At 64.0% G+C, this 21,762-nt stretch carries 24 protein-coding genes; 15 read left to right on the forward strand and 9 right to left on the reverse strand.

The window, feature by feature from the left end; all coding sequences use genetic code 11:
• Window positions 1-7: 7 nt before the first annotated feature.
• From EI171_RS08775 to EI171_RS08795, 5 genes are all read left to right on the forward strand, one after another.
• Window positions 8-1,165, forward strand: coding sequence for an alpha-D-ribose 1-methylphosphonate 5-triphosphate diphosphatase (locus EI171_RS08775; RefSeq protein ID WP_161533113.1), 1,158 nt, complete (start codon window positions 8-10; stop codon window positions 1,163-1,165).
• Complete coding sequence (gene phnN / locus EI171_RS08780) at window positions 1,162-1,758, forward strand: phosphonate metabolism protein/1,5-bisphosphokinase (PRPP-forming) PhnN (protein WP_161533114.1); 597 nt, start codon at window positions 1,162-1,164, stop codon at window positions 1,756-1,758. Before EI171_RS08775 ends, phnN begins: the two co-directional genes overlap by 4 nt.
• A gap of 26 nt (window positions 1,759-1,784) precedes the next feature.
• Complete coding sequence (locus EI171_RS08785; protein ID WP_161533115.1) at window positions 1,785-2,396, forward strand: pyridoxamine 5'-phosphate oxidase family protein; 612 nt, start codon at window positions 1,785-1,787, stop codon at window positions 2,394-2,396.
• A 627-nt stretch (window positions 2,397-3,023) separates the two neighbouring features.
• The gene (locus EI171_RS08790; RefSeq protein WP_161533116.1) at window positions 3,024-3,257 is read left to right on the forward strand and encodes a hypothetical protein; all 234 of its coding nucleotides are present in this window, start codon (window positions 3,024-3,026) and stop codon (window positions 3,255-3,257) included.
• Window positions 3,258-3,278: 21 nt separating this feature from the next.
• On the forward strand, window positions 3,279-4,232 hold the full coding sequence (locus tag EI171_RS08795; RefSeq protein WP_161533117.1) for an aliphatic sulfonate ABC transporter substrate-binding protein: 954 nt from the start codon (window positions 3,279-3,281) through the stop codon (window positions 4,230-4,232).
• 7 nt (window positions 4,233-4,239) lie between these two features.
• On the opposite strand, the gene EI171_RS08800 is transcribed toward EI171_RS08795, so the two are convergent.
• The 3 genes from EI171_RS08800 to EI171_RS08810 all read right to left on the reverse strand — a co-directional run bounded on the left by EI171_RS08800 (window position 4,240) and on the right by EI171_RS08810 (window position 7,431).
• Window positions 4,240-5,022, reverse strand: a complete 783-nt coding sequence (locus EI171_RS08800; protein WP_161533118.1) for an alpha/beta fold hydrolase — start codon at window positions 5,020-5,022, stop codon at window positions 4,240-4,242.
• A 4-nt stretch (window positions 5,023-5,026) separates the two neighbouring features.
• Window positions 5,027-6,322 carry an O-acetylhomoserine aminocarboxypropyltransferase gene (locus EI171_RS08805; RefSeq protein ID WP_011084053.1) on the reverse strand — a complete coding sequence of 432 codons (1,296 nt, stop codon included), beginning with the start codon at window positions 6,320-6,322 and terminating at the stop codon, window positions 5,027-5,029.
• A gap of 299 nt (window positions 6,323-6,621) precedes the next feature.
• Complete coding sequence (locus EI171_RS08810; protein ID WP_161533119.1) at window positions 6,622-7,431, reverse strand: IclR family transcriptional regulator; 810 nt, start codon at window positions 7,429-7,431, stop codon at window positions 6,622-6,624.
• Window positions 7,432-7,559: 128 nt separating this feature from the next.
• Between EI171_RS08810 and EI171_RS08815 the strand changes: the two genes are divergently transcribed.
• Genes EI171_RS08815 through EI171_RS08840 form a run of 6 tightly spaced genes read left to right on the forward strand, consistent with a single transcriptional unit; the run spans window position 7,560 to window position 12,163 of the window.
• Complete coding sequence (locus tag EI171_RS08815) at window positions 7,560-8,525, forward strand: tripartite tricarboxylate transporter substrate binding protein (protein ID WP_161533120.1); 966 nt, start codon at window positions 7,560-7,562, stop codon at window positions 8,523-8,525.
• A 3-nt stretch (window positions 8,526-8,528) separates the two neighbouring features.
• Window positions 8,529-9,146, forward strand: a complete 618-nt coding sequence (locus tag EI171_RS08820; protein WP_028173662.1) for a flavin reductase family protein — start codon at window positions 8,529-8,531, stop codon at window positions 9,144-9,146.
• Between the two features lie 51 nt (window positions 9,147-9,197).
• Complete coding sequence (locus tag EI171_RS08825; RefSeq protein ID WP_011084057.1) at window positions 9,198-10,058, forward strand: fumarylacetoacetate hydrolase family protein; 861 nt, start codon at window positions 9,198-9,200, stop codon at window positions 10,056-10,058.
• A gap of 3 nt (window positions 10,059-10,061) precedes the next feature.
• Window positions 10,062-10,865 carry a 2-oxo-hept-4-ene-1,7-dioate hydratase gene (gene hpaH / locus EI171_RS08830; protein WP_161533121.1) on the forward strand — a complete coding sequence of 268 codons (804 nt, stop codon included), beginning with the start codon at window positions 10,062-10,064 and terminating at the stop codon, window positions 10,863-10,865.
• A gap of 25 nt (window positions 10,866-10,890) precedes the next feature.
• On the forward strand, window positions 10,891-11,274 hold the full coding sequence (locus EI171_RS08835) for a RidA family protein (RefSeq protein WP_011084059.1): 384 nt from the start codon (window positions 10,891-10,893) through the stop codon (window positions 11,272-11,274).
• 13 nt (window positions 11,275-11,287) lie between these two features.
• Window positions 11,288-12,163: an amidohydrolase gene (locus EI171_RS08840; RefSeq protein ID WP_161533122.1), complete on the forward strand. Its 876-nt coding sequence runs from the start codon at window positions 11,288-11,290 to the stop codon at window positions 12,161-12,163.
• 30 nt (window positions 12,164-12,193) lie between these two features.
• Here the strand turns inward: EI171_RS08840 and EI171_RS08845 are convergent, their stop codons facing one another.
• Entirely contained in the window at window positions 12,194-12,922 is a 729-nt protein-coding gene (locus tag EI171_RS08845; protein ID WP_161533123.1) for a LuxR family transcriptional regulator, read from the reverse strand.
• Window positions 12,923-13,093: 171 nt separating this feature from the next.
• Window positions 13,094-14,101, reverse strand: coding sequence for an LLM class flavin-dependent oxidoreductase (locus EI171_RS08850; protein WP_161533124.1), 1,008 nt, complete (start codon window positions 14,099-14,101; stop codon window positions 13,094-13,096).
• A gap of 262 nt (window positions 14,102-14,363) precedes the next feature.
• On the opposite strand from EI171_RS08850, the gene EI171_RS44610 reads away from it, so the two are divergent.
• The 4 genes from EI171_RS44610 to EI171_RS08865 all read left to right on the forward strand — a co-directional run bounded on the left by EI171_RS44610 (window position 14,364) and on the right by EI171_RS08865 (window position 16,507).
• Window positions 14,364-14,540 (forward strand): hypothetical protein, encoded by a 177-nt coding sequence (locus EI171_RS44610; RefSeq protein WP_166466027.1) that lies wholly within the window; start codon window positions 14,364-14,366, stop codon window positions 14,538-14,540.
• Between the two features lie 234 nt (window positions 14,541-14,774).
• Window positions 14,775-15,278, forward strand: a complete 504-nt coding sequence (locus tag EI171_RS08855) for a Twin-arginine translocation pathway signal (protein ID WP_161533125.1) — start codon at window positions 14,775-14,777, stop codon at window positions 15,276-15,278.
• 35 nt (window positions 15,279-15,313) lie between these two features.
• Window positions 15,314-15,928 carry a ferric reductase-like transmembrane domain-containing protein gene (locus EI171_RS08860; protein WP_161536944.1) on the forward strand — a complete coding sequence of 205 codons (615 nt, stop codon included), beginning with the start codon at window positions 15,314-15,316 and terminating at the stop codon, window positions 15,926-15,928.
• Window positions 15,929-16,030: 102 nt separating this feature from the next.
• Window positions 16,031-16,507, forward strand: a complete 477-nt coding sequence (locus EI171_RS08865) for a cyclic nucleotide-binding domain-containing protein (protein WP_161533126.1) — start codon at window positions 16,031-16,033, stop codon at window positions 16,505-16,507.
• A gap of 1,719 nt (window positions 16,508-18,226) precedes the next feature.
• Here EI171_RS08865 and EI171_RS08870 read toward each other — a convergent pair.
• The 4 genes from EI171_RS08870 to EI171_RS08885 all read right to left on the reverse strand — a co-directional run bounded on the left by EI171_RS08870 (window position 18,227) and on the right by EI171_RS08885 (window position 21,639).
• Window positions 18,227-18,529: a hypothetical protein gene (locus EI171_RS08870; RefSeq protein ID WP_161533127.1), complete on the reverse strand. Its 303-nt coding sequence runs from the start codon at window positions 18,527-18,529 to the stop codon at window positions 18,227-18,229.
• A gap of 717 nt (window positions 18,530-19,246) precedes the next feature.
• Entirely contained in the window at window positions 19,247-19,888 is a 642-nt protein-coding gene (locus EI171_RS08875; protein ID WP_161533128.1) for an HD domain-containing protein, read from the reverse strand.
• Between the two features lie 174 nt (window positions 19,889-20,062).
• On the reverse strand, window positions 20,063-21,037 hold the full coding sequence (locus EI171_RS08880) for a GlxA family transcriptional regulator (RefSeq protein ID WP_028160452.1): 975 nt from the start codon (window positions 21,035-21,037) through the stop codon (window positions 20,063-20,065).
• A 188-nt stretch (window positions 21,038-21,225) separates the two neighbouring features.
• Complete coding sequence (locus EI171_RS08885; protein ID WP_161536945.1) at window positions 21,226-21,639, reverse strand: cupin domain-containing protein; 414 nt, start codon at window positions 21,637-21,639, stop codon at window positions 21,226-21,228.
• Window positions 21,640-21,762 lie beyond the last annotated feature (123 nt).

A 21,762-nucleotide genomic window follows, 5' to 3' on the forward strand; every position in this document is an offset into this window, starting at 1 on the left:
AATTGAAATGAACGCCAAGCCGAAGGACACCGTGATCGCCAACGCCAGGATCGTGCTGGCTGACCGGGTGATCGAGCAGGGCTGGCTGGCTCTTGCGGATGGGCGCGTCGCCGAGATCGGCGAGGGCAGGGCACCCGCGGGTGCGGAGGATGCCGGCGGCGACCTCATCATGCCCGGCCTGATCGAGCTCCACACCGATCATCTCGAGGCGCATTACGTGCCGCGCCCAAAAGTGTTCTGGAATCCGGTCGCCGCCGTCGTCTCCTACGACGGCCAGCTCGCGACCTCGGGCATCACGACCGTGTTCGACTCGCTCCGGGTCTGGCGTGAGGAGGGCGCTGAGGAAGTCGACGGCCGCGCCGGCGTGCTCGCCGCCGCGATCACGACCGCGCGCGATGCTGATTTGTTGCGCGCCGACCACTTCCTGCATCTGCGCTGCGAAATCCCGATGCCGAGCGTGGTCGAGGAGGCCAAGGAGCTGATCGACCGTCCCGACGTGAAGCTGATGTCGCTGATGGACCATACGCCCGGCCAGCGCCAGTTCCGCGACGAGGGCAAGCTGCGCGACTATTACCGCGGCAAGAACGGCGGCAAGACCGATGCCCAGCTCGACGAGCTGTTCGCAAAGCGCTTCGAGTATCAAAAGGCTTATGCGGCGACCAACATGCGCGAGATCGTGGCGCTGGCGCATCAATACAACATTCCGCTGGCGAGCCATGACGACACCACCGAGGAGAATGTCGCGGACGCCGTGCGCGATCGCGTCTCGGTGGCGGAATTCCCGACCACGCTCGAGGCCGCGCGCGGCCTGCATCAGGCCGGCATCGACATCCTGATGGGCGCGCCCAACGTCGTGCGCGGCGGCTCGCACTCCGGCAATATCGCCGCGGTCGATCTTGCCCGCGAGGGCCTGCTCGACATTCTCTCGTCGGACTACATTCCATCGAGCCTTCTGATGGCCGCGCTGCAATTGCCTGAACATGTGCCCGCGATCAGCCTTCCGGCGGCGGTTCGAACCGTAACGAAAGCGCCGGCCGAGGCGGTTGGTCTCTTCGACCGCGGCGAGATTGCGGTTGGCAAGCGCGCCGACCTGATTCGGGTGCACATCGCGGGCAGCGTTCCCGTCGTCCGCAGCGTCTGGCGCGAAGGAGGCCGGGTCGCATGAGCGAGACCGCGACCATGGCGCAAGGCGAGGCGGGTGCGATCGGCCCTGGCCGGCTCGTGCTCGTGGTCGGTCCCAGCGGCGCCGGCAAGGACACCTTGCTGCAGCTGGCGCAGGCGGCCTGCATCGACGATCACGACGTCGTCTTTCCGCGTCGCGTCGTGACGCGTGAGTCCTCCGCGGCTGAGGATAACATTGCCATGAGCCCGGATGAATTCCGGCGCGGGATCGATCACGGCGATTTCGCCGTGCATTGGGACGCGCATGGGCATTCCTACGCGCTACCGCTCGAAATCAACGACGACATCCGCGCCGGCCGCGCCGTCGTCGTCAACGTCTCGCGCACCGTGATTGCCGCGCTGCGTCAGGCCTATGCCAATGTCGTCGTGGTCGCCATCACGGCGCCGCCGGACGTGCTGGCGCAGCGGCTTGCCGCCCGCGCCCGGCACAGCGACGGCAATATCGCGGAACGGCTGTCCCGCAGCGTCGAGGACGCATCGACGCAGGCCGATGTCACCATCCTCAACGCCGGCAGCGCGGATTATCACAGCCGCCAGCTTGTGCGCGTGATCAGGAACGAAGGCTGGCGCGATTAACCGCCGGCGCAAAGGAGAGTGGAAGAATGTCGGTGATCGAAACGGTCGAACAGCTAGAGGCCATCTACGGCGCCACCAACGACGCCTCGACCGTGAAAGTCGCCGACCATGTCACGCCGCTCTATCGCGTCTTCATCGAGAAGGCGCCGTTCGCGGCGCTCGCCACCATCGGGCCCGAGGGCATCGACTGCTCGCCGCGCGGCGATCTGCCCGGCTTCGTTCGCATTCACGACCCCAAGACGCTGATGCTGCCGGATCGCCGCGGCAACAACCGGGTCGATTCCCTGCGCAACATCGTGCGCGACCCGCGCGTGTCCCTGATGTTCCTGGTCCCCGGCTCCGGCAACGCGGTCCGCGCCAATGGCCGTGCGCATCTGTCGATCGATCCCGGGTTGCTGGCGTCCTTCAAGGTCGAAGGCAAGGCGCCGCGCAGCGTCATGGTGATGAATGTGGACGAAATCTATTTCCAGTGTGCCCGCGCCATCGTCCGCTCCGATCTCTGGAACCCCGACAAGTGCATCGACCCGAAGACGCTGCCGACGCCCGGCCAGATCCTCGCCGAGATGAGCCAGAACAAGGTCGGCGGCGAGGAGTACGACCGCGGCTGGGCGGCGCGTGCCGCAGCGACGATGTGGTAGCTCTCTTCCCCTCTCCCGCTGCTTCCGTCTCCCTCGCCCCGTTCTTGCGGCGAGGCAATCGCATATGACTTTTTGGCGGGGGGTCTGACAGCGCGCCTCGTCCTTCGAGACGACCGCTCCGCGGTCTCCTCAGGATGAGGCTAAGCGGCATCTTTGCCGGTCGAAATTGCTGCCGCCACACTCCGCCCTCATCCTGAGGGCCCGCCAAAGGCGGGCGTCTCGAAGGATGGGCCGCAGAGCAACGGCCTTAAATGAGATTGCCCTCGTTCTCTCGGGGGGCATGTGCGCCGCTCGCGCGTGTTGAACTCATCGCGAGATGAATCTGCCTGCCGGCGCTTGCGGCGGGAGAAGCGGCCGAGCGTGTCGCTCGTAAATATGGATAGCCATTTCATTGACCAGTCGCGCCGATCGCTCGATATTTGCAGCATCGAAACTGCTCCTCGAGCCGAAGCCGCAACATGAGAACCGATCACCAGCGTAATCCGGACGACATGCACCCGTGCATGACGCGGCGCTGTTTCTCGGCGGCCACCGGCACCTGTTGTTGTTGCTGACCGCGACCCTCTCAGCACGTCACATCACAAATCTTAAGCCAGGAACGCCGAGAAATCCGGCGAGCGAGCAGTCATGTCCCAAGCCCAATTCGAAGCCCAGTCCAACGCCTACATCATCGAAATCCACGACCGCGCCGCCGGCATCATCACCCGAGACGCGCGCGGCTTCCGCTTCTTTTCCTCCGAGCGCCTGTTCGACAGCCTCGAAGGCCGCCAGTTCCGCTCGGCGCGCGAAGCCGAGCGGGCCGCACGTGCGGTGTTCTCCGAGCGGAGCCGCCGCGCGAATTCGCAACTCTTCGCCAACTGATCCCACCGAAAGGACCGCGATATGATTACTCGACGACACATACTCGCAACGACACTCCTGCTCGCGACAGCCCTGGCTGCACCCGTGCACGCGGAGGACAAGCCGGCGGAAATCCGCATCGGCACCCAGAAGGGCGGCTTCTTCCCGGCGGTGCGCCAGCGCCAGACGCTCGAAAACGCCTTCAAGCCGCTCGGCATCGAGATCAAGTGGATCGACTTCCAGTTCGGTCCACCGCTGCTGGAGGCGATCAATGTCGGCAGCGTCGATTTCGGTTATGTCGGCGACTCCCCGCCGATCTTCGCGCAGGCGGGCGGCGCAAAGATCCGCTACGTCGCCGCGGTGAAATCGGACGGCAACACCCAGGCGATCGTCGTGCCGAAGGACTCGCCGATTCACGCTCTGGCCGATCTCAGGGGCAAGCGCGTCGCCTTCGGCAAGGGATCGAGCGCGCATAATCTGCTAGTCGCGGCGCTCGAGAAGGCCGGCCTGTCCTGGTCCGACATCACGCCTGCGCCGCTCGCGCCGGCCGATGCGACGGCGGCCTTCGTGAAGGGCTCGGTCGACGCCTGGTCGATCTGGGATCCCTATCTCGCGCTCGCCGAGCTGAAGGAGAATGCGCGCGTTATCGCCTTCGACAAGGACGTGCACAAGCCGAACGCCTTCTACATCGCCGGCGCCGATTTCGTGGAGAAGTATCCCTCGCTCGTTGCGAAGCTCAACACGGCCTTCGCGTCCGAAGGCGTATGGGCGGATTCGCACCACGAAGACGTGGCGAAGGCGCAGGCCGAGGCGACCGGCGTCGACATCGACGCGATCCGCCGCTTCGTCGCCCGCTCCAATTATCGCGTGGTGCCGATCGATGCCGAGGTGGTCAAGAGCCAGCAGGCGGTTGCCGACCGCTTCGCAAAGCTCGGCCTGATCCCGAAGCCGGTCAATGTCTCCGACATCGTCTGGAAGTGGACGCCGGGGTCTTGAGCCGGGCTCAGCCTTTCAGCGCGGCCAGCAACTCATCCGGGCGCTCGGCCATGATCATGTGGCCGGCGCCCGGTACCACGACGGTCTTCGCATGCGGGATCGCGGCCGCGAGCGCCTTGCCCGCCTTCGCCGGAGTCATCATGTCGCGCTCGCCGAGGATGAGCGTCGCAGGCACCTTGACGCTCGCGGCAGCGGCGAGCGCATTCGCGTAAGCATTGCAGGCCGACAGATCCCTGAACAGCACGCCCGGCTCGCAGGCCTTCAGCACCGCCTGCGCGCCGCCATGCATCCACAGGCCCGGCGCGAGGCTGCCGCCGAGCTCGGCGTTGAAGCCGAGGCCCCAGATCGACACCATGTCGTTTGCATCCTGCGAGTTGGCTTCGGCCGCCTTCAAGAGATCCGGGCCGACCGTCATGGTCGCGGCGGTGCCGATCAGGCTCAGCGCGGAAATCTTGTCGGGATGCCGCGCGGCGGTCTCCAGCGAGATCAGCGATCCCATGGAGTGCCCGATCAGATGCGCCTTCGCAGCTCCTGCCGCATCGAGCAGCGCCGCCGTCCAGTCGGCCATCTCGGCGATGCTCGAGAGCGAGGGGCCGGCCGAGCGGCCGTGACCGGGAAGGTCCGGTGCCAGCACGGAAAACCCGTGATGGGCGAACCAGCGCGTATGCAGGGCCCAGGTCGAATGGTCGAAGCCGGCGCCGTGGATGAAGACCACCGCGGGCAGGGACCTGTCGAATTCGCGGCCGCCGGTCGCGACAAATACCTCGGCCCCGTTGACGGAAAGCTTCATGGTGTCAGACCTTTTGCGAGATGCGCAGTGCTTGATTGAGGTCGTCGATGATGTCGGAGGCGGTCTCGATGCCGACCGACAGCCGCACCAGCTCCTCGCCGATGCCGGCGGCCTTGAGCTGCTCGGCGTCCATCTGCTGATGCGTGGTCGAGGCGGGGTGGATCACCAGCGTCTTGGCGTCGCCGACATTGGCGAGATGGCTGATCATGCGCAATGACTCGATGAACTTGCGGCCGGCAGGGCGGCCGCCCTTGATGCCGAAGGAGACGATCGAGCCGGCGCCGCGCGGCAGCAGCTGCTTTGCAAGCTGGTAGTCCGTGTGGTCTTCAAGCGAGGGATGCAGGACCCAGTCCACCGCCTTGTTGGACTTCAGCGCCTCCAGCACCGAATGCGTGTTCTGCATATGCCGGTCCATGCGGACGCCCAGCGTCTCCACGCCCTGCAGGAGCTGGAACGCGTTGGTCGGCGACAGGCAGGCGCCGAAATCGCGCAGGCCCTCGGTGCGCGCGCGCATGATGAACGCCGCGGTGCCGAACTGCTCGTCGAAGACGATGCCGTGATAGCCGCCATAGGGCTCGGTCAGCACGCCGAACTTGCCGGAGCCGCGCCAGTCAAAGCGGCCACCGTCGATGATGGCGCCGCCGATCGCGATGCCGTGGCCGCCGATCCATTTGGTCGCCGAGTGCATCACGATGTCGGCGCCAAGCTCGATCGGCCGGCTGAGATAGGGCGTCGCAAAGGTGTTGTCGATCAGCAGCGGAATTTTTGCCTCATGCGCGATCGCCGCGACCTTCGGGATGTCGAGCACCTCGAGCCCGGGATTGCCGATGGTCTCGCCGATCACGAGCTTGGTGTTCGGCTTGATGGCGCTGCGGAACGCATCGAGATCGCGCGGCTTCACAAATGTCGTGGTGATGCCGAAGCGCGGCAGCGTATGCGCCAAAAGGTTGATGGTGCCGCCATAGAGCGAGCTCGACGCCACGATGTGGTCGCCGGCGTTGAGCAGCGTCGCGATGGCGAGATGCAGCGCAGCCATGCCGCTCGCGGTGCAGATCGCGCCGACGCCGCCTTCGAGCGCGGCGAGCCGCTCCTCCAGTACGCCGGTGGTCGGATTGGAGATGCGCGTGTAGATGTGGCCGGCCCGCTCCAGGTTGAACAGCGCGGCGGCGTGATCGGAATCCTGGAACACGTAGGACGTGGTCTGGTAGATCGGCACCGCGCGGGCGCCGGTCGCGGGATCCGGATGCTGGCCCGCATGCAGGCTCAGGGTCTCGAAGGCAGGCGGTTTTGGCGCGGGCATGCGTGGCCTCGTTGCTCGGTCGGCGATGGCGGCCCTTGTGCCACAAAACCGCGTGCCAAGTCAGCCCATTGACAGCGCCGTGGGATGGCGCACAGCGGTGACATGATTGAGGCGAGCTCTGTCCGCATCGCCGGTGGGCTCCTCGCCCCGTTCTTACGGGGAGAGGGTTGGGGTGAGGGGCTCCATCCGAGATCACGGTGACAGTCGGACTCGCGGACAGTCCCCTCACCCGGATTGCATCTTCGATGCAATCCGGCCTCTCCCCGCAAGCGGGGAGAGGCGAACGGCGCCGCCTTCAGTTAGCCGACATTGCCCCGGATCGCCTGCTCGATGATCCGCGCCTCCCGCAGCAGGATCTCCACGACCTCCTGCTCGCGGCGCGGGCCGAGCCTCGTCCGAACGGCGGAGACGGTCATCGCCGCGGCGGGCTGTCCGTCCGGGGTCTTGATCCAGGTCGAGATCGACTTCGTGCCCTGCACGAGGCCGATCTCTCTCATATTGTAACCCCGCTTCCGCGCGACGATGACCTGGCTCATCACGGCTGCGACGTCGGTCTGGTAGGCCTCGAACCGCTTCTCGTTGGCTGCGACGATTTTTCGCGCGTCCTGCGCCGGCATCGCGGCGAGGATGGCGACGCCGGCGCTGGAGACGCCGAGCGGCCGGCGCGCGCCGACCTCGATCGACAGCACCTGGATCGGATAGACGCCGATCCTGCGATCGACGCACAGCGTGTCGTTGCCGGTCCGCACCGTCAGGAACAGCGTGTCGCCGATCTCGGCGGAGGCGCGCCGCAGCGACGGATTTGCCGCGACCAGCAGGCTTGACGGCCGCGGCCGTGCCAGCGCCAGCTCGGGCACCTGGTTGCCGATCGCGTAGCGGCCGGTGCGATCGTGCCGCTCGACGATGCCTTCCTCGATCAGCACGTGGACGATGCGATGCACGGTCGGACGGGTAAGGCCGGTCGCCCGCACGACCTCGGCCAGCGGCACGCCGTCCTCGCGGCCTGCGGCAAGAATGCGCAGCACCGCGAGCGCGCGCCGGATCGCCTGCGCGCCCTGTCGCGGTTCCAGCGCGCTATGGGCGACTTTCGGAGAAGGTCTCTTGTCCATAATATGGACAAGAACGCCACAATTCACTCGACAGGTAAAGCGCGCATCTGGAGATTGCGCGGCGATCGAGCGCCGTGCGCAACGTCAAGGCGTTCGAAGTGAATTGGAAGCGCCGCCGGGAGGTTAACATGAGATTAATCGCGATTGCCATAGCCGCTGTCACGGCGATGCTGGCGGGGCCCGCATCGGCCCAGCAATGGCCGGCGCGCAGCTTCAAGCTGATCGTGCCCTATCCGGCCGGCGGCAATGTCGACAGCGCCGCGCGCATCGTCGCCGACAAGCTCCAGGAAAAGCTCGGTCAGCCCTTCATCATCGAGAACAAGGCCGGCGCCGGCGGCATGATCGCGGGCGAGGCTTTCGCGAAATCGGCGCCCGACGGCTATACGCTGTTCGTCGGCGCCAACGGCCCGGTGTTGTTCGCGACCGAGATCAACAAGCGCGATGCCTATAGCTGGAAGAAGGATTTCCTGCCGATCTCGACCATCTCGATGACGCCGCTGGTGCTCGAGGTGCATCCCTCCGTCCAGGCCAACAATTTCAAGGAATTCATCGACCTCGCCAAGCGCGAGCCCGGTAAGCTGACGATGGCCTCGCCCGGCCCCGGCACCACCAATCATCTGCTTAGCGAATTGATGCAGTCGAATCTCGACCTGCAATGGGTCACCGCGCACTACCGCGGCAACGCGCCGGCCATCAACGATCTGCTCGGCGGCCAGGTGCAGTTCGCGTTCGACCAGCTCACGGTCAGCCTCCAGCACATCAAGGCCGGCCTGTTCCGCGCGCTCGCGGTCACCAGCCCGCACCGCCTGAAGTCGCTGCCTGATGTCCCGACCTTCACTGAGCTCGGCTACAAGGATTTCGACGGCCAGACTTTCACCGGCCTGTTCGCACCGGCGGGCACGCCGGCGCCTGTTGTCGACAAGCTGCACGAGACGCTGGTTGCGATCCTGAAAGACCCGGGCGTGGTGGACAAGTTCGAAAAGCTGGGCGGGGAAGCCGTCGCGATGACGCCGGGCGAGTTCAAGGCCTATCTCGAGCGCGAGGACGCCAAGTGGATTCCGGTCGTGCGCAAGGCCAACATCAAGGCGGACTGAGCAATGCGGATCGATCCCACCGAGCTCGGCGCGGAGCGCATCTACCGGCTGATGACCGGCATCGTGGTGCCGCGCCCGATCGCCTGGGTGACGAGCCTGTCGCGCTCCGGGGTGCTCAACCTCGCGCCCTTCAGCGCCTTCACCTTCGTCTCGCAGAAGCCGCCGATGCTCGCCATCAGCGTCGGCCGCAAGGGCGCGGACTACAAGGACACCGCGCACAACATCCTCGACACCGAGGAATACGTCATCCACATCGCCGATACCCCGCTGATGTCTGCGGTGCACGACAGCTCGATCGAGCACCCGCCTGAAGTCAGCGAGGTCGCGGAGCTCGGCCTGGAGACGCTTAGCTGCGAGCGCATCAAGGTGCCGCGGCTCGCGGCCGCACCTGTCGCGATGGAGTGCCGCTTCCGGCAGTGCCTCGAATTCGGCGACGCGCGCAGCCGGCTGATCGTCGGCGAGGTCGTGATGTTCCACATTCGCGACGGCCTCGTGGAAAACGGCAAGGTCGAGACCCGGGCGCTCGATCCGATCGCGCGCATCGGCGGGCCGCGCTACGCCCGCCTCGGCGAGATCGTGACGCTGAACACCGTCTTTCAAACTCCCAAATCGACCGACTGAGCGCGCGGCCCATCGCGGCCCTTGTGCCCAAGACCATTGGAGAAAACCACAATGCGACTCCTGAGCTATCTCTTGGACGGCGAGGCGCGCTACGGCGCGGCCGTCGCGGGCGGCGTGGTCGATCTGACCCGGCGGATCGGCCGCGACTTCTCCGACGTGAAGGCGCTGATCGCGGCCAATGCGCTGGCGGACGCGCAGGAAGTGATCGCCGATCAGCAACCGGACTACGCGCTCGATGATCTCGTCCTGCTGCCGCCGGTGCTGGCGCCGGAAAAGCTCTGGTGCATCGGCGTCAACTACGCCGAGCGCAACGCCGAATATAAAGACAATTCGGATCTGCCCAAATATCCGAGCCTGTTCGTGCGCAGCATGTCGTCGATGACAGGCTCCGGCCAGCCGCTGGAGAAGCCCAAAGTCTCGGATCAGCTCGACTATGAAGGCGAGCTCGTGATTGTGATCGGGCAGGAAGGCCGCCACATCCCACGCGAGAAGGCGTGGTCGCACATCTTCGGCATGACGCTGTGCAACGAAGGCACGATCCGCGACTGGCTGCGCCACGGCAAGTTCAACGTCACCCAAGGCAAGAATTTCGACCGCTCCGGCAGCATCGGCCCGTGGATCGTCACGGCGGACGAGCTCGACCCGCGCGGACCTCATGACATCACCACGCGCGTCAACGGGGAGGTGCGGCAGCAGGACACCACCGAGCGGCTGATGTTTCCGTTCGACTTCCTGATCTCCTATCTCTCGACCTTCGCCACCCTGAAGCCCGGCGACATGATCGTGACGGGTACGCCGACCGGGGCGGGCGCGCGCTTCGATCCGCCGCGCTGGCTGAAAGTCGGCGACGTCGTCGAGGTCGAGTCGAGCCGCATCGGCGTGCTGCGCAACACCGTGGCTGCGGAGCAATAGACCATGCTGGATGCCGCCACGATCGAACGTCTTGCCGCGCGCCTGGACGAGGCCGAGCGCACCAAGGCGCTGATCCCGATGTTCTCGAAAGAATATCCCGGCCTCACGATCGAGGACGCCTACGCCATCCAGCGCGCCTGGACGAAACTCCAGCTCGGGCGAGGGCGCGTCATCAAGGGCCACAAGATCGGCCTGACCTCGAAGGCGATGCAGAACGCGGTCGGCATCTCCGAGCCCGACTACGGCGTGCTGTTCGCCGACATGTTCTATGCCGACGCCACGCCCATTCCGTTCGACCGCTTCCACGCGCCACGAATCGAGGTCGAGCTCGCCTTCGTGCTGAAGGCGCCGCTGCGCGGGCCCGACTGCACCATCTTCGACGTGCTCAACGCCGCCGACTACGTGACGCCGGCGCTGGAGATCTTGGAGACGCGCATGCACCGCGTCGATCCTGAAACGGGCAAGACGCGAAAGGTCATGGACACGATCTCGGACAACGCCGCGAACGCCGCGCTGGTGCTCGGTGGCCGGCCGTTCCGCCCGATGGATGCGGATCTGCGCTGGATCGGCGCGCTGCTGTTCCGCAACGGCGAGGTCGAGGAGACCGGGCTTGCCGCCGGCGTGCTCAATCATCCCGCCAACGGCATCGCCTGGCTCGCCAACCGGCTCGCGCCGCATGACGAATATCTCAGGGCCGGCGAGGTGGTGCTGGCGGGATCGTTCACGCGGCCGGTGGACATCCGCCGCGGCGACACGTTCCACGCCGACTACGGCGCGTTCGGCTCGGTGTCGTGCCAGTTCGTCTGAACCAACACACAAGAGGGAGCGCACCATGACACGGCGCAAGAGCATCCACATCGGCGGCTTCAAGCACGCCAATCCGATTCCGAACGCTTGCCGCATCGGCAATCTCGTGATGTCGGGCGTCATCCTTGGCCGCGATGCGGCCGGCGCGATGCCCGTGAGTCTCGACGCGCAATGCGCCAACATGTTCGCGCACATGAAGGCGACGGTGGAGGCCGCCGGCGGCACCACCGACGACATCATCAAGATGACGGTGTGGCTGAAGGACCGCTCGCAGCGCGGGCCCGTCAATGTCGAGTGGCTCAAGATGTTTCCGGACGAGCATTCGCGCCCGGCGCGCCACGCGCTGCCGATGGACAATATGGACGGCGGCGCGCTGGTGCAGTGCGACTTCACCGCCGTGATCGACTGAAGGAGATTTGCGCATGCCGACTTATCTGCCGTTCGACCCCAACCCGCGCCGCCCGGTCAAGGCGCCGCCACTGAGGACCATCGACAGCCAGTTCCACGTGCTGGGGCCCATCGAGAAATATCCGGAGCGCCCCGGCGCGGCCTATCGAATGCCGACCGCGACCTGGGAAGCGGCGCTGCGTATGCACAAGGCGCTCGGCATCGAGCGCGGCATCATCGTGCAGACCACGACCTATGGCGCAGATCATGCCGTCGTGCTCGACGCCCTCGCGGCGATGGGTCCGAACTACCGCGGCTGTGCCAACGCGCTGGTGTTTGCCGAGGCGAACGATTCCTATCTCGCAAAGCTGCATGACGCCGGCGTCCGCGGCGCGCGCTTCAGCTTCCGCCAGGAACTCGGCGCCGTGCTGTCGGATGCCGATTTCGCCCGCGCCATCGCCCGCATCCGCGAGCTCGGCTGGTACGTCAAGATCCAGCCGGAGAAGGACGGTATCGTCTCCAGCGTCGCGAAGTACGAGAATCTCGACGTTCCCGTGCTGATCGACCACATGGCGCGCCCCGATCCGCAAGCCGGCAAGGACGATCCGAACCTGCGCAAGATGCTGGAGCTGCTCAAGAAGGGCAATTTCTGGGTGATGCTGTCGCTCGGCGAGAAGACCTCGAAGGCCGGCCCGCCCTACGACGACGTGATCCCGATCGCGCGCGCCTATATCGAGGCAGCAAGCGACCGCTGCGTCTGGGCCAGCGACTGGCCGCATCCGGTCTCCGTCAAGCAGCCGCCCAACGATGCCGACCTGCTCGAGCTGATGTACCGCTACGCGGCGGACCAGGCGGAGTTGGAAAAGATCCTGGTGCACAATCCGGCAAAGCTGTTCGGCTTTGCCGACTGATCGACTCCGGTCGCGATCGGGCCTGGCACCTCAGGGCGAGATGATCCGGTCGCGCATGGCGATCATCACGGCCTGCGTGCGGGTGGCTGCGCCGAGCTTCTTGCAGCAGCTCTTGATGTGCGCCTTCACTGTGCGTCCCGTGATGGCCAGGGCGTCGGCGATCTCATCGCTGGATCGTCCGACGGCCGCCAGCGTCAGCACCTCGCGCTCGCGCAAGGACAGTGCGTGCTGCGGAGCCGCGGGCAGGCCGCGCAGCTTCAGCACCCGGTCGAAGGCGTAAAGCGCCATGAGGTGGAGCGCCGGGAGATCGCGCTCCGGCAGATCGATCTCGGCGCCGCCGAACCACACCTGGCCGGTGCGGCCCGTCGGCGAGATGACCGGGATCACCACGCCATCCACCATGCCGAAGTCGCGGGCGCGTCGCACGAGCTCGACGGCGCGCGGCTCCCGTTCCGGATCGTACGGCGCTTCCCTGAACCAGCGGAACGGCTGAAGTGTTGTCCTGCAATAACGCAGCGCGGGATCGTGCCACACATACTGCGCCTCGGAATACATATCGAGAAAGCCGGCCGGCAACCGTTCGGCGAGAACCGCCTCGCGCGGCGATTCGGTCGACAGCGGGGCGACATAGGAGCTGCAGAAATAGTCGAAGCCGTGCTGGCCGAGCGTGCGGCTCATCGCATCCAGAATGCTCGCGACATCAGGAAGCTGCCGCACCGTCTCGACGAAATCGAATGCTCGACTGCGGACCACGTCCATCGGCGGCCTACGATCAGTCCTTGAGGGATCGGCGCTACGCTACCCTTCCAGGCACCGAGTGTAGGACGTCAATGCTGTAACTGCAACCTGCGCGAAACTCGCCAGCTTCATGAACGCGATCCGCGAGGCGTGAGGATCGGCCATACCTGGCTCGGCCGTGTGATGCCTTGATCACCGGGCCGGTTGCGCCGCCAGCCGGCCGCGCACCTCGGCCGCGATCTCGAACGAGCGCAGCCGGGCGGCGTGGTCGTAGATCTGGCCGGTGGTCATCAATTCGTCCGCGCCGGTCTCGGCGATCAGCGCCTTCAGCTTCTCTTCGACCAGGGTGGGCGAGCCGACCGCGGAGCAGGACAGCGACTGGCCGACCATGGCCTTCTCCGCCGGCGACCACAGCGCGTCCATGTCGTCGACCGGCGGCGGCAGCGGGCCGGGCGTGCCGCGGCGCAGATTGATGAACTGCTGCTGCAGCGAGGAGAACATGCGCTGCGCCTCGGCGTCGCTCTCCGCCGCGAACACGTTGACACCGACCATCGCATAGGGCCTGTCGAGCTGCGCCGAGGGCTCGAAACGCGCGCGATACTCGCGCAGCGCCGGCATCATCATCTGTGGCGCGAAATGCGAGGCGAAGGCGAAGGGCAGGCCGAGCATCGCCGCGAGCTGCGCGCCAAACGTGCTCGAGCCGAGGATCCACAGCGGCACCTTGGTCCCCACGCCGGGCACGGCGCGGATCGTCTGGTTCGGTTGCACATCGCCGAGCAACGCCTGCAATTCCAGCACGTCATGCGGAAAATTCTCGGACGTGGTGGCGAGGTCACGCCGCAGCGCCCTTGCTGTGAACTGGTCGGTGCCCGGCGCCCGCCCGAGCCCGAGATCGATCCGTCCCGGATAGAGCGACTCCAGCGTGCCGAACTGCTCGGCGATGACCAGCGGCGAATGGTTCGGCAGCATGACGCCGCCGGAGCCGACACGGATCGTCTTCGTCCCGCCCGCGACATGCCCGATCACCACGGACGTCGCCGCGCTCGCAATCCCCGTCATGTTGTGATGCTCGGCCAGCCAGAACCGCTTGTAGCCCCAGGCCTCGGCGTGCTGGGCAAGATCAAGCGAATTGCGAAACGCCTGCGCGGCGTCGCCACCCTGGCGGATGGGAGCGAGGTCGAGCACGGAGAAGGGGATCATGCGTGGGGGTCCGGGTGGAGGGCGATATGCGCCGGGGCTCCATATGTAGTACCTGCCAGCCCGAATGTTAGCGTTGCAGTGTCGATCGGACACCGGCGCAACGATGCCATTCGGAATTGTCGCGGGTGACCGGCGAACTGCCAGATAGCGTTTTTGACCCAGCGGACTCCCAGCGCAGGTTTGATTTACGTCAACATTCAAAACCTGGCTTCATTTTCACTTCCGACATTGGTTGCTTCGATTTCCTTCCTGGAGAGGTACGATGGCCAATCCGACCAAGCTCTCGGTTGAGAAAGCGCTCGAAAAGATACGTCAGCGCGACGAGCCGAAATCAGAGAATTCACGCCTTGATGAAAAAACCGACGCTCTCAATGAAGAGATAAAACGTATGAGAGCACAAAGGCTCCGCCTTGAACGACAAAAGGGCAAGCGTGGCTGAATAGCGCGTAGGATGGGTAGAGCACTTGCGAAACCCCATCATGTTTCGTCGTCGAACAAAGCCTCGATGGGTTTCGCTTCGCTCAACCCATCCCACGAGGCTGTCTGAGCGGCCTGCGCCTCCGTTCACAACACTGTTATTGCGACCTATGGCGCCCTTTGTCGCAACTGGGCGTCTCGTGCGTGTTGTTGTATGCTTGGCAGAGCGACTGAACGGTCGCCAGGAGGAATCGACATGACCATGGTCGTACTCAACCGCCGCAACCTCCTCGCCGCCGGTGGCTCCGTTCTCGCAACCGGAGTTTTGGCGGCCGGCGTTCCCGGGCTCCTGCTGCCGGCCCGCGCGGACGGACTCGCGCCGACCGAGACGATGTCGGGCGGGGCGAACAACTACCGCAAGGGCGCGGCGATCGTGGACCGCATCGGCAAGGGCGGCTTCTGGATGAGCGGCACCGTCCGCCGCGCCGGTGACGGCGCTCCGCTGGCCGGGCGGCGCATCCAGATCTGGGCGCACACGGTCGAAGGACAGGAGCACGAGCCGCAGAGCCATGGCGCCACGCTCACCGACAAGGACGGCAAGTTCCGGCTCGAGATGCCTCAGATCATTCCGATCTTCGGCCAGCCGCACGGTCACCTCGCCTATGACAGCGGTGAATTCATGACCGTCTTCCTGCGGCCGGTGATGCGGAGCGCAAAGGAAACCAGCCTCGAGGCGCACTTCGTTCTGCAGCCGGCCTGAGCGAATTGCGAACGACGGGGTGGAAATTGGCCCGGGTGATCCTGATCTGGGGCGCCTTGGCTTCGGCCATTGGCGTGCCGATCGCTGCTGCCGCAGGAAGCGAGCAGCTCGCATGGCGCGGTCCGGTCTATATCCTTGCCGGATTCGCCGGGATCTTTGCCCTCGGTCTCGTGCTGGTTCAGCCTCTGCTGATCGGCGGATATTTGCCGGGGTTCTCGGCCTATCGCGGACGTCGCGCGCATCACTGGATCGGCGGCGCGCTGGCCGCGGCGATCGTGATCCATGTCGCCGGCCTCTGGATCACCAGTCCCCCCGACATGATCGACGCCCTGACTTTCTCGTCGCCGACGCCGTTCTCGCCTTTTGGCGTGATCGCCATGTGGGCCATCTTCATCGTCGCGCTCCTGGCTCTACTGCGCCGGCGCTTGGGACTGCGGCCGCGAACGTGGCGTTTCGTTCATATGCCTCTCGCGATCGTCATCGTCGCAGGCAGCGCGGTCCATTGCCTGCTGATCGAGGGAACGATGGAGACGATCTCGAAGGCGGCGCTTTGCGCGCTCGTCCTCGCGGCAACCGTGAAAGCCATGGTTGACCTTCAGGTTTGGCGAAAGCGAAGGACGCTGCGCGGCGAGAGCATTGCGCGGCAGTGAGCCGGATGGAATTGATCGCGATCTGCAGGCCGCTTTGTTTCAACACGTTCGGCGTCGTCTGCTCTGCTTGCCGCAGAAGGCAACGAAGCTTATCCTCGCGCGATGGTTGCCCGTGCCCCCGATCTGAAAGCGTTCCTGCTCGCGACGCCGTTCTTCGGCGGTCTTTCGGACACAGGTCTCGACCTCCTGATGTCGATGCTGGTCGAGTGCCGCTTCGAAGCCGGCGCGACTGTCGTGGCGGAAGGCGAGCCGGGACGCTCGATGTTCATCGTCAGATCCGGCCGGCTGGCGGTGAGCAAACGGGCGACTTCGGGAAGCGTCATCCCGATTTCCATTCTGGAGCGAGGGGATTTCTTCGGCGAGATGACGCTGATCGAAATGCAAAACCGCTCCGCCACTGTGGTCGCGGAGGGCTCGACGGTGCTGTACGAGCTGACGGCTCAAAAACTCTACGCCTGCTACAAGGCCGATATCCACGCCTACGTGATCGTCCTGCAGAACATCAACCGCGAGCTTTGCCGCCGGCTGCGCCGTGCGGATGATCGCTTTGCTGGGCATCAGGTGGGTGAAGACAGCTGATCATGCGTAGGATGGGTAGAGCGAAGCGAAACCCATCATGTTTCGACACCGAGCAAGACGCCGATGGGTTTCGCTTCGCTCTACCAAGGCTGGTGCGGCTAGAGCAGCGCCATTGAGTGCAGCGAGTTTCTGTGAAAGCCGAAGGCAACCAAGCCGGACAGAAGCAGCACAGTCCCAGTCACGATCAGGCAACACGCAAACACTATCGGAGCCTCGGGTTCGTTATGAATGACAAAGACGATAATAGATAAAACTTTACCGACAATCGAAAGGAAGAATTAACCTTACTTGCGCGGACCAACAGGTAAGAACCTCGGCATCAGGTCTGCGGAGTGTCGTCGGGCTTGTGTCTCCGTGCTCGCCAATTTGCCCGTCGGGCAAAACACCTGCCTCCCGCAAAAATCCGTCAACCCTCCCTTGCAAAAATATTCCACTTTACCGAAATTCGGAATTGCGGCATTGTCTCGCCATCCCGGTCCTCGGAGAGGGGCGATCGTACGTCGTAACGAACGTGGATCGGGGTGCGGTGGACGCGGCTGCGTCGGGCACGCGAAGGGGGGACCAGGGCGAGATGAACCTCGTGAGGTCCTGCTGCGTGCAGACGGACGGCGCCAACGCCTTCGCGATGCCCTTTGGGCGGAGCAGGGTGAAGCTGCGTACGGCAAAAGCGCGTGGTCCTGACCGTCGTTGCTACGGTCAAGCCTTGCGGAGATGAATCGGGGCTCGACCGGGTCTCGGGCATCGCCAATTCGCAAGGTGACGGAGGCCAGAAGGAACTCGGCTCCGGGGAGAGCGCGCATACGCCGTCAACCCATCGCGCAGGGAAGGCCGGGTGTTTTCCGGCCCACCTGTTGTCCCGCCTGCGCATTTGCGTGTGCAAATTCTTCGCGCAGCGGATCGTGGGTGCCAGCCGGCACCCGGCCTTCCCTGCGCCCTCTTCGCTTAAAGAGGGTCAAGGTGAGAACAAAACTCGGGCACTGCATGCCGCGAGAATGCCGATCTGTGCGTGATTTGACCCAGAGAATGGTGCTGCCAGACAGGATTGAACTGAGGCGGCAATCCTGGTTGATATTGATTTTATTGTACTTTTCGACCCGGCGATCTGTTTTTGTGTGGCACTCTTGCGGGGCGCCACGAGATGATGCTTACCACATTCCGTATGAGGTCGCCACGGAGGAAATGCTGTTAGCCGCAGAGGGCTGACCCGTCTGCTTCTTCGATAGTTGTTGCACTCTTATGGGACCGTCAAATGTCGGGCTGGCGGAGATAGTGGGACTCTCCTCCCCTATGCCGCGAAGCCGCCGAAACTGCCGAAAAATAAGGATTCCTAGAAAGGCCGGTCGGAATTTGTGACCACCGCCGTGTACCACCTGTTCGGCCGATTCGGGCATCAATCTCGGTCGGTTTCGAGGTTGCTCAGGGCGCCGCCGAACTCGGATGGAATGTCTGCTCGACCGGCGCCGGCAACTGGCTATGCACCAGCTATTGGATCGCTCAACGCAATTCAGCGAATCCATGGCAGGGCAGCCGATCAAAGTTCGGCGAAACCCTCCATCGACAACCATTTCCGATCCAAGCATGTAGCTCGACGCATCGCTGGCGAGGAACAGCACGGCGTTTTTTCGGCGATTGCATGAAAATCTGAAAATGAGACCTGCCGTCAAATATTTCAGCCAGCACCAGACGCTCCAGATGGGGCATCCCGGCGCGCATCGCCCTCTAGTGCAGCAAATCGCTGGTTGCCACACGGTTGATAGTGGCGAGGCGCTGCTCGGCGCTTGCACTGAAATCTATGTCAGCCACCAGATCGAGTAGACGCTGATAGGCATGGTCGGCGACCGCGACCGGTAGTGGCTCTTCGTCGAAGGTATCAACATAGTTGTCGACGACGGTATTAAGCAGCCGACACAAACCCTGTTGGTCAGGCTGGTCCTTGCACGCTTCGTAGAGTCTTTGCTGAAATTCGCGGAAGGTTTGCAACCCGTGGTGCTGTTGCGAAAGCCACGTATGTAACGTGTTCATGAGAGCCTCTTCAATGGGAGGAAGAAGCTGCGAATTTATACGGCCCGGGAAGAACATCCACAAATGCGGTTTTCGCAAATCCCTAATGCGGCATTTGCAGATGCGGTCGCGGCTCCGTGACCCGGAACAAGGCGGCTCCAGTGTCAGGCCAGCTTCGGTGCGCTGGGCAAGCGGCGCGCTGCGGCCCCGGCGTTCCGCCTCCTCTCCGGCCTCCCGGCGAAGCTTGGCGGCGCTATCAACGCCAAAGGGGGACCAAATTCCCGCCACCCACCAGTTCCCAGTGATAACGCTCCATGGCTGGAGGGCGAAATGGCGATCAAGCTACATTTGCAACCAACAGCTCGAAGATCAGATCATGCGCTACCGCCCGATGGAGCGCGAGGTGACCGATCCGCTCGCCGCTCGGTCTCCTTCACGACATCGTCTCAGAACCAGAGGCGGCGCTGCAAGCACCTAAGTAGCCGGATGCAAGGCTCGGAGCCGATGTGAGGGCTCCGCAAGCTTGAGCCACTTCCCCTGGTTGGCAAGCGACGGAAAGACTCCGCTTCGTCCTGCCGGTTTCATCTGCGCGAATAATATAGGCGAAACCGGCCGCTTGGTGACAACGGTGCTGTTGGGAACCTGCACGTTTTCCAGCACTCCAAGCAAAGCAGACCCCAAGGTCCCGCCAGGACTCTGCATCCTCATGCAGCCTCTCTGGTTCGCGGCAACGAGGGGTCAGTTCGGCCAAGCTGAGCCAAGGATGATCGAGCAGAAGTTCTGACGGACATAGTTCATGTCCTTCAGCGCGAGGACGTCGGCCTTCACGTTTCCGAACGTCGTCAGCGGTTTCTTGATAATTCCGTTGGCGAAGTGACCGATGATGTTCTCCTTGAAATTCGTCTCTCGCGGATGATGAACGCAGACATGGTCGCGCTGTTCGTGCGTGAAGTCGTGATAGGCGATACCGAGCACGTCCATCTCCACACCGGCGGTCACCAGCGCGATGGTCGGACGCATGTGCTCGGGGATTCCGGGCGTGGTGTGGAGCGCGATGGCAGTCCAGACGTCCTCGATGTCACGCTCGGGCACGCCGTAGCTTTTCATGAATTTGCGGGCGGCATTGGCGCCGTCGACCTCGAAGCGTAGATCGGGGCTCGAATATTTCTCGGTGAGCCCCATGTCGTGGAACATGGCGCCGAGGTAAAGCAGCTCCGGGTCGAATTTCAGCCCGCGGCGCTCGCCCGTGAGCGCGCCCCACAGGAAGACACGGCGACTATGATTGTAGAGCAGGTCGTCTTCGGTATCGCGCACGAGCTGCGTGGCTGCGCGCGCGATGGCGCTGTCAGGCACGCGAATGCCGGCGATGATTTCGGACATGGAGCGATCTCCTCGGTTGGATAACGGGCTGGTGGGGATTAGGCAACAGAGCTCTGCTCCGGACAACAAGCGGGATGCTACGGATCAGGACAGCCGTACGTCATTTCCTGACAAAGCGCCGCTTGGAGCTTCAGGGCAGTTGAGCCCGCAGTTTCGTCTTCGATAGCTCGCGAACTATTCCGGTTCTGCTCGCCGGAAGCTGGCGCGATATTGGACAGGGGTCACGCCGAGACGGGTGCTGAAGACAATCCTCATCCGATCCGCAGATCCGAAGCCGCAATCGAAGGCAATGGCCTTCAGCGGCCGATCGCTTGCTTCCAGCATCATGCGCGCGGTATCAACGCGGGCGCGCTCGATGAATTCGTGCGGTGTGGTCCCGGTCACCTGTCCGAAATGCCGAGCCAGATTCCGGGGGCTCATGCCGGCCACAGCCGCAAGCGACTCCAACGTGTGGCGATCCCCAATATTGGCCATGACATGGTCCTGGATGCGTGCGATTGGCGAGTCCGGATCGGCAGGTGCCGTGAGATAGGGGCTGAACTGCGATTGTCCGCCCTGGCGCTGGGCAACAACGACCAGCCGCTTGGCGACCTTGAGCGCCGTTTCGGCGCCGTGCCGCTGCCCGACGAGCGCCAAGCCCAAATCTATCCCCGCAGTTACACCAGCCGCGGTGATCAGCCGTCCATCCCGCACATAGATCAAGTCCGGTTCGACTTTCGCCTTCGGAAACCTGGCCGCCAGTGCCTGTGCATCCTGCCAATGGGTCGTGACTCGCCGATCGTCGAGGAGGCCGGCATAGCCGAGCACAAAAGCCCCTGTGCAGATCGATCCATAGACGCTGGAGCGCCACGGCAGCTCCTTGACCCACCGAAGCAGGCACGGTTCGGGCTCCGTTTCCGATGGCGTCGGAGTGCCAGCCACCAGAACGATGTCGAAGCCACCAGCCGCCTCATCGAAGGTCAGGTCGGCGACCATGCGTATGCCGTTCGACGCGCGCAGCGGATTGCGGTGAGCAGCAACCAATACCGTTTCATAGCGGTCCGCGCTGTCGAGAAACGCGTTCGCCTCACTGAACACATCCATCGGCCCAGCCACGTCTAGCGCCTGGACCCCCTCACAGACGACGATTGCGACAGCTTGTACCGGCACCTCTTTGTCTCTCCAGTCTAGCGCCCCATTATGCAACTAGTTCCGGAGACTGCAAAAGGCTCGGCGCGACCAGCGAAGCAACAACGAAACGTCTACCGGTTGACTCGGCACAGCCGCCTACTAGTAGCCGCTGCAGTTCCTCGATGAGCATCACGGCCAGGGGCGCGCTCGTCGCGCAATTTTCGTGATCACGGCCCCTTGTCTGGCCTCGTCAAGGGCCCGTCCTTGGAATCGACGACGAAGACTGCCAGTAATCTGGCGGGCTCCTTGTCGCTGGCGTTCTCGCTGATGGTGTGATGTGAGCCGGGCATTTCGTAAAACCCTTCGCCTACGTGATAGACCTTGGCGGGGTCATCGCCGACTTGGCTGCGGATGGCCCCGGATAACACATAGGCGTAGATAAATGCCGAGGCTGCGTGGTGATGAGCCAGCGATTCGCCTCCGGGCGGATAGGTCACCGTCACAGCAACTATTTTCTTTCCTTCGACATTCGGCAGTGCGTGCTCGAACGCGACTTTCACCTGCTCCCGCTCCTGCGCGATCGCGGGTGAAGCTCCCGAGGCGATCGCTAACGCTATCAGCGGCACGAAGGCCGTTCGCATTGCTCTCCTGACTACTTTTGCTGTCATATCTTGAGGGTCTGACAGCGCACCAATCCGATAGGAAAATCCACCGATCGACATTATCGCACTCCTCTTCTAACGAGCTCGCGCAAACTAGTTGGA

The sequence above is a fragment of the Bradyrhizobium sp. LCT2 genome, from assembly GCF_009931255.1.
Lineage (GTDB): Bacteria > Pseudomonadota > Alphaproteobacteria > Rhizobiales > Xanthobacteraceae > Bradyrhizobium > Bradyrhizobium diazoefficiens.

Coding starts and splice junctions, on each gene's coding strand:
- hpaH (WP_161533121.1), top strand. CDS start 10,062: ATGCTGGATGCCGCCACGATCGAACGTCTTGCCGCGCGCCTGGACGAG.
- phnN (WP_161533114.1), top strand. CDS start 1,162: ATGAGCGAGACCGCGACCATGGCGCAAGGCGAGGCGGGTGCGATCGGC.
- EI171_RS08850 (WP_161533124.1), bottom strand. CDS start 14,101: ATGATCCCCTTCTCCGTGCTCGACCTCGCTCCCATCCGCCAGGGTGGC.
- EI171_RS08835 (WP_011084059.1), top strand. CDS start 10,891: ATGACACGGCGCAAGAGCATCCACATCGGCGGCTTCAAGCACGCCAAT.
- EI171_RS08875 (WP_161533128.1), bottom strand. CDS start 19,888: ATGTCCGAAATCATCGCCGGCATTCGCGTGCCTGACAGCGCCATCGCG.
- EI171_RS08885 (WP_161536945.1), bottom strand. CDS start 21,639: ATGCGAACGGCCTTCGTGCCGCTGATAGCGTTAGCGATCGCCTCGGGA.
- EI171_RS08865 (WP_161533126.1), top strand. CDS start 16,031: ATGGTTGCCCGTGCCCCCGATCTGAAAGCGTTCCTGCTCGCGACGCCG.
- EI171_RS08815 (WP_161533120.1), top strand. CDS start 7,560: ATGAGATTAATCGCGATTGCCATAGCCGCTGTCACGGCGATGCTGGCG.
- EI171_RS08845 (WP_161533123.1), bottom strand. CDS start 12,922: ATGGACGTGGTCCGCAGTCGAGCATTCGATTTCGTCGAGACGGTGCGG.
- EI171_RS08800 (WP_161533118.1), bottom strand. CDS start 5,022: ATGAAGCTTTCCGTCAACGGGGCCGAGGTATTTGTCGCGACCGGCGGC.
- EI171_RS08825 (WP_011084057.1), top strand. CDS start 9,198: ATGCGACTCCTGAGCTATCTCTTGGACGGCGAGGCGCGCTACGGCGCG.
- EI171_RS44610 (WP_166466027.1), top strand. CDS start 14,364: ATGGCCAATCCGACCAAGCTCTCGGTTGAGAAAGCGCTCGAAAAGATA.
- EI171_RS08840 (WP_161533122.1), top strand. CDS start 11,288: ATGCCGACTTATCTGCCGTTCGACCCCAACCCGCGCCGCCCGGTCAAG.
- EI171_RS08785 (WP_161533115.1), top strand. CDS start 1,785: ATGTCGGTGATCGAAACGGTCGAACAGCTAGAGGCCATCTACGGCGCC.
- EI171_RS08805 (WP_011084053.1), bottom strand. CDS start 6,322: ATGCCCGCGCCAAAACCGCCTGCCTTCGAGACCCTGAGCCTGCATGCG.
- EI171_RS08775 (WP_161533113.1), top strand. CDS start 8: ATGAACGCCAAGCCGAAGGACACCGTGATCGCCAACGCCAGGATCGTG.
- EI171_RS08820 (WP_028173662.1), top strand. CDS start 8,529: ATGCGGATCGATCCCACCGAGCTCGGCGCGGAGCGCATCTACCGGCTG.
- EI171_RS08810 (WP_161533119.1), bottom strand. CDS start 7,431: ATGGACAAGAGACCTTCTCCGAAAGTCGCCCATAGCGCGCTGGAACCG.
- EI171_RS08855 (WP_161533125.1), top strand. CDS start 14,775: ATGACCATGGTCGTACTCAACCGCCGCAACCTCCTCGCCGCCGGTGGC.
- EI171_RS08870 (WP_161533127.1), bottom strand. CDS start 18,529: ATGAACACGTTACATACGTGGCTTTCGCAACAGCACCACGGGTTGCAA.
- EI171_RS08795 (WP_161533117.1), top strand. CDS start 3,279: ATGATTACTCGACGACACATACTCGCAACGACACTCCTGCTCGCGACA.
- EI171_RS08790 (WP_161533116.1), top strand. CDS start 3,024: ATGTCCCAAGCCCAATTCGAAGCCCAGTCCAACGCCTACATCATCGAA.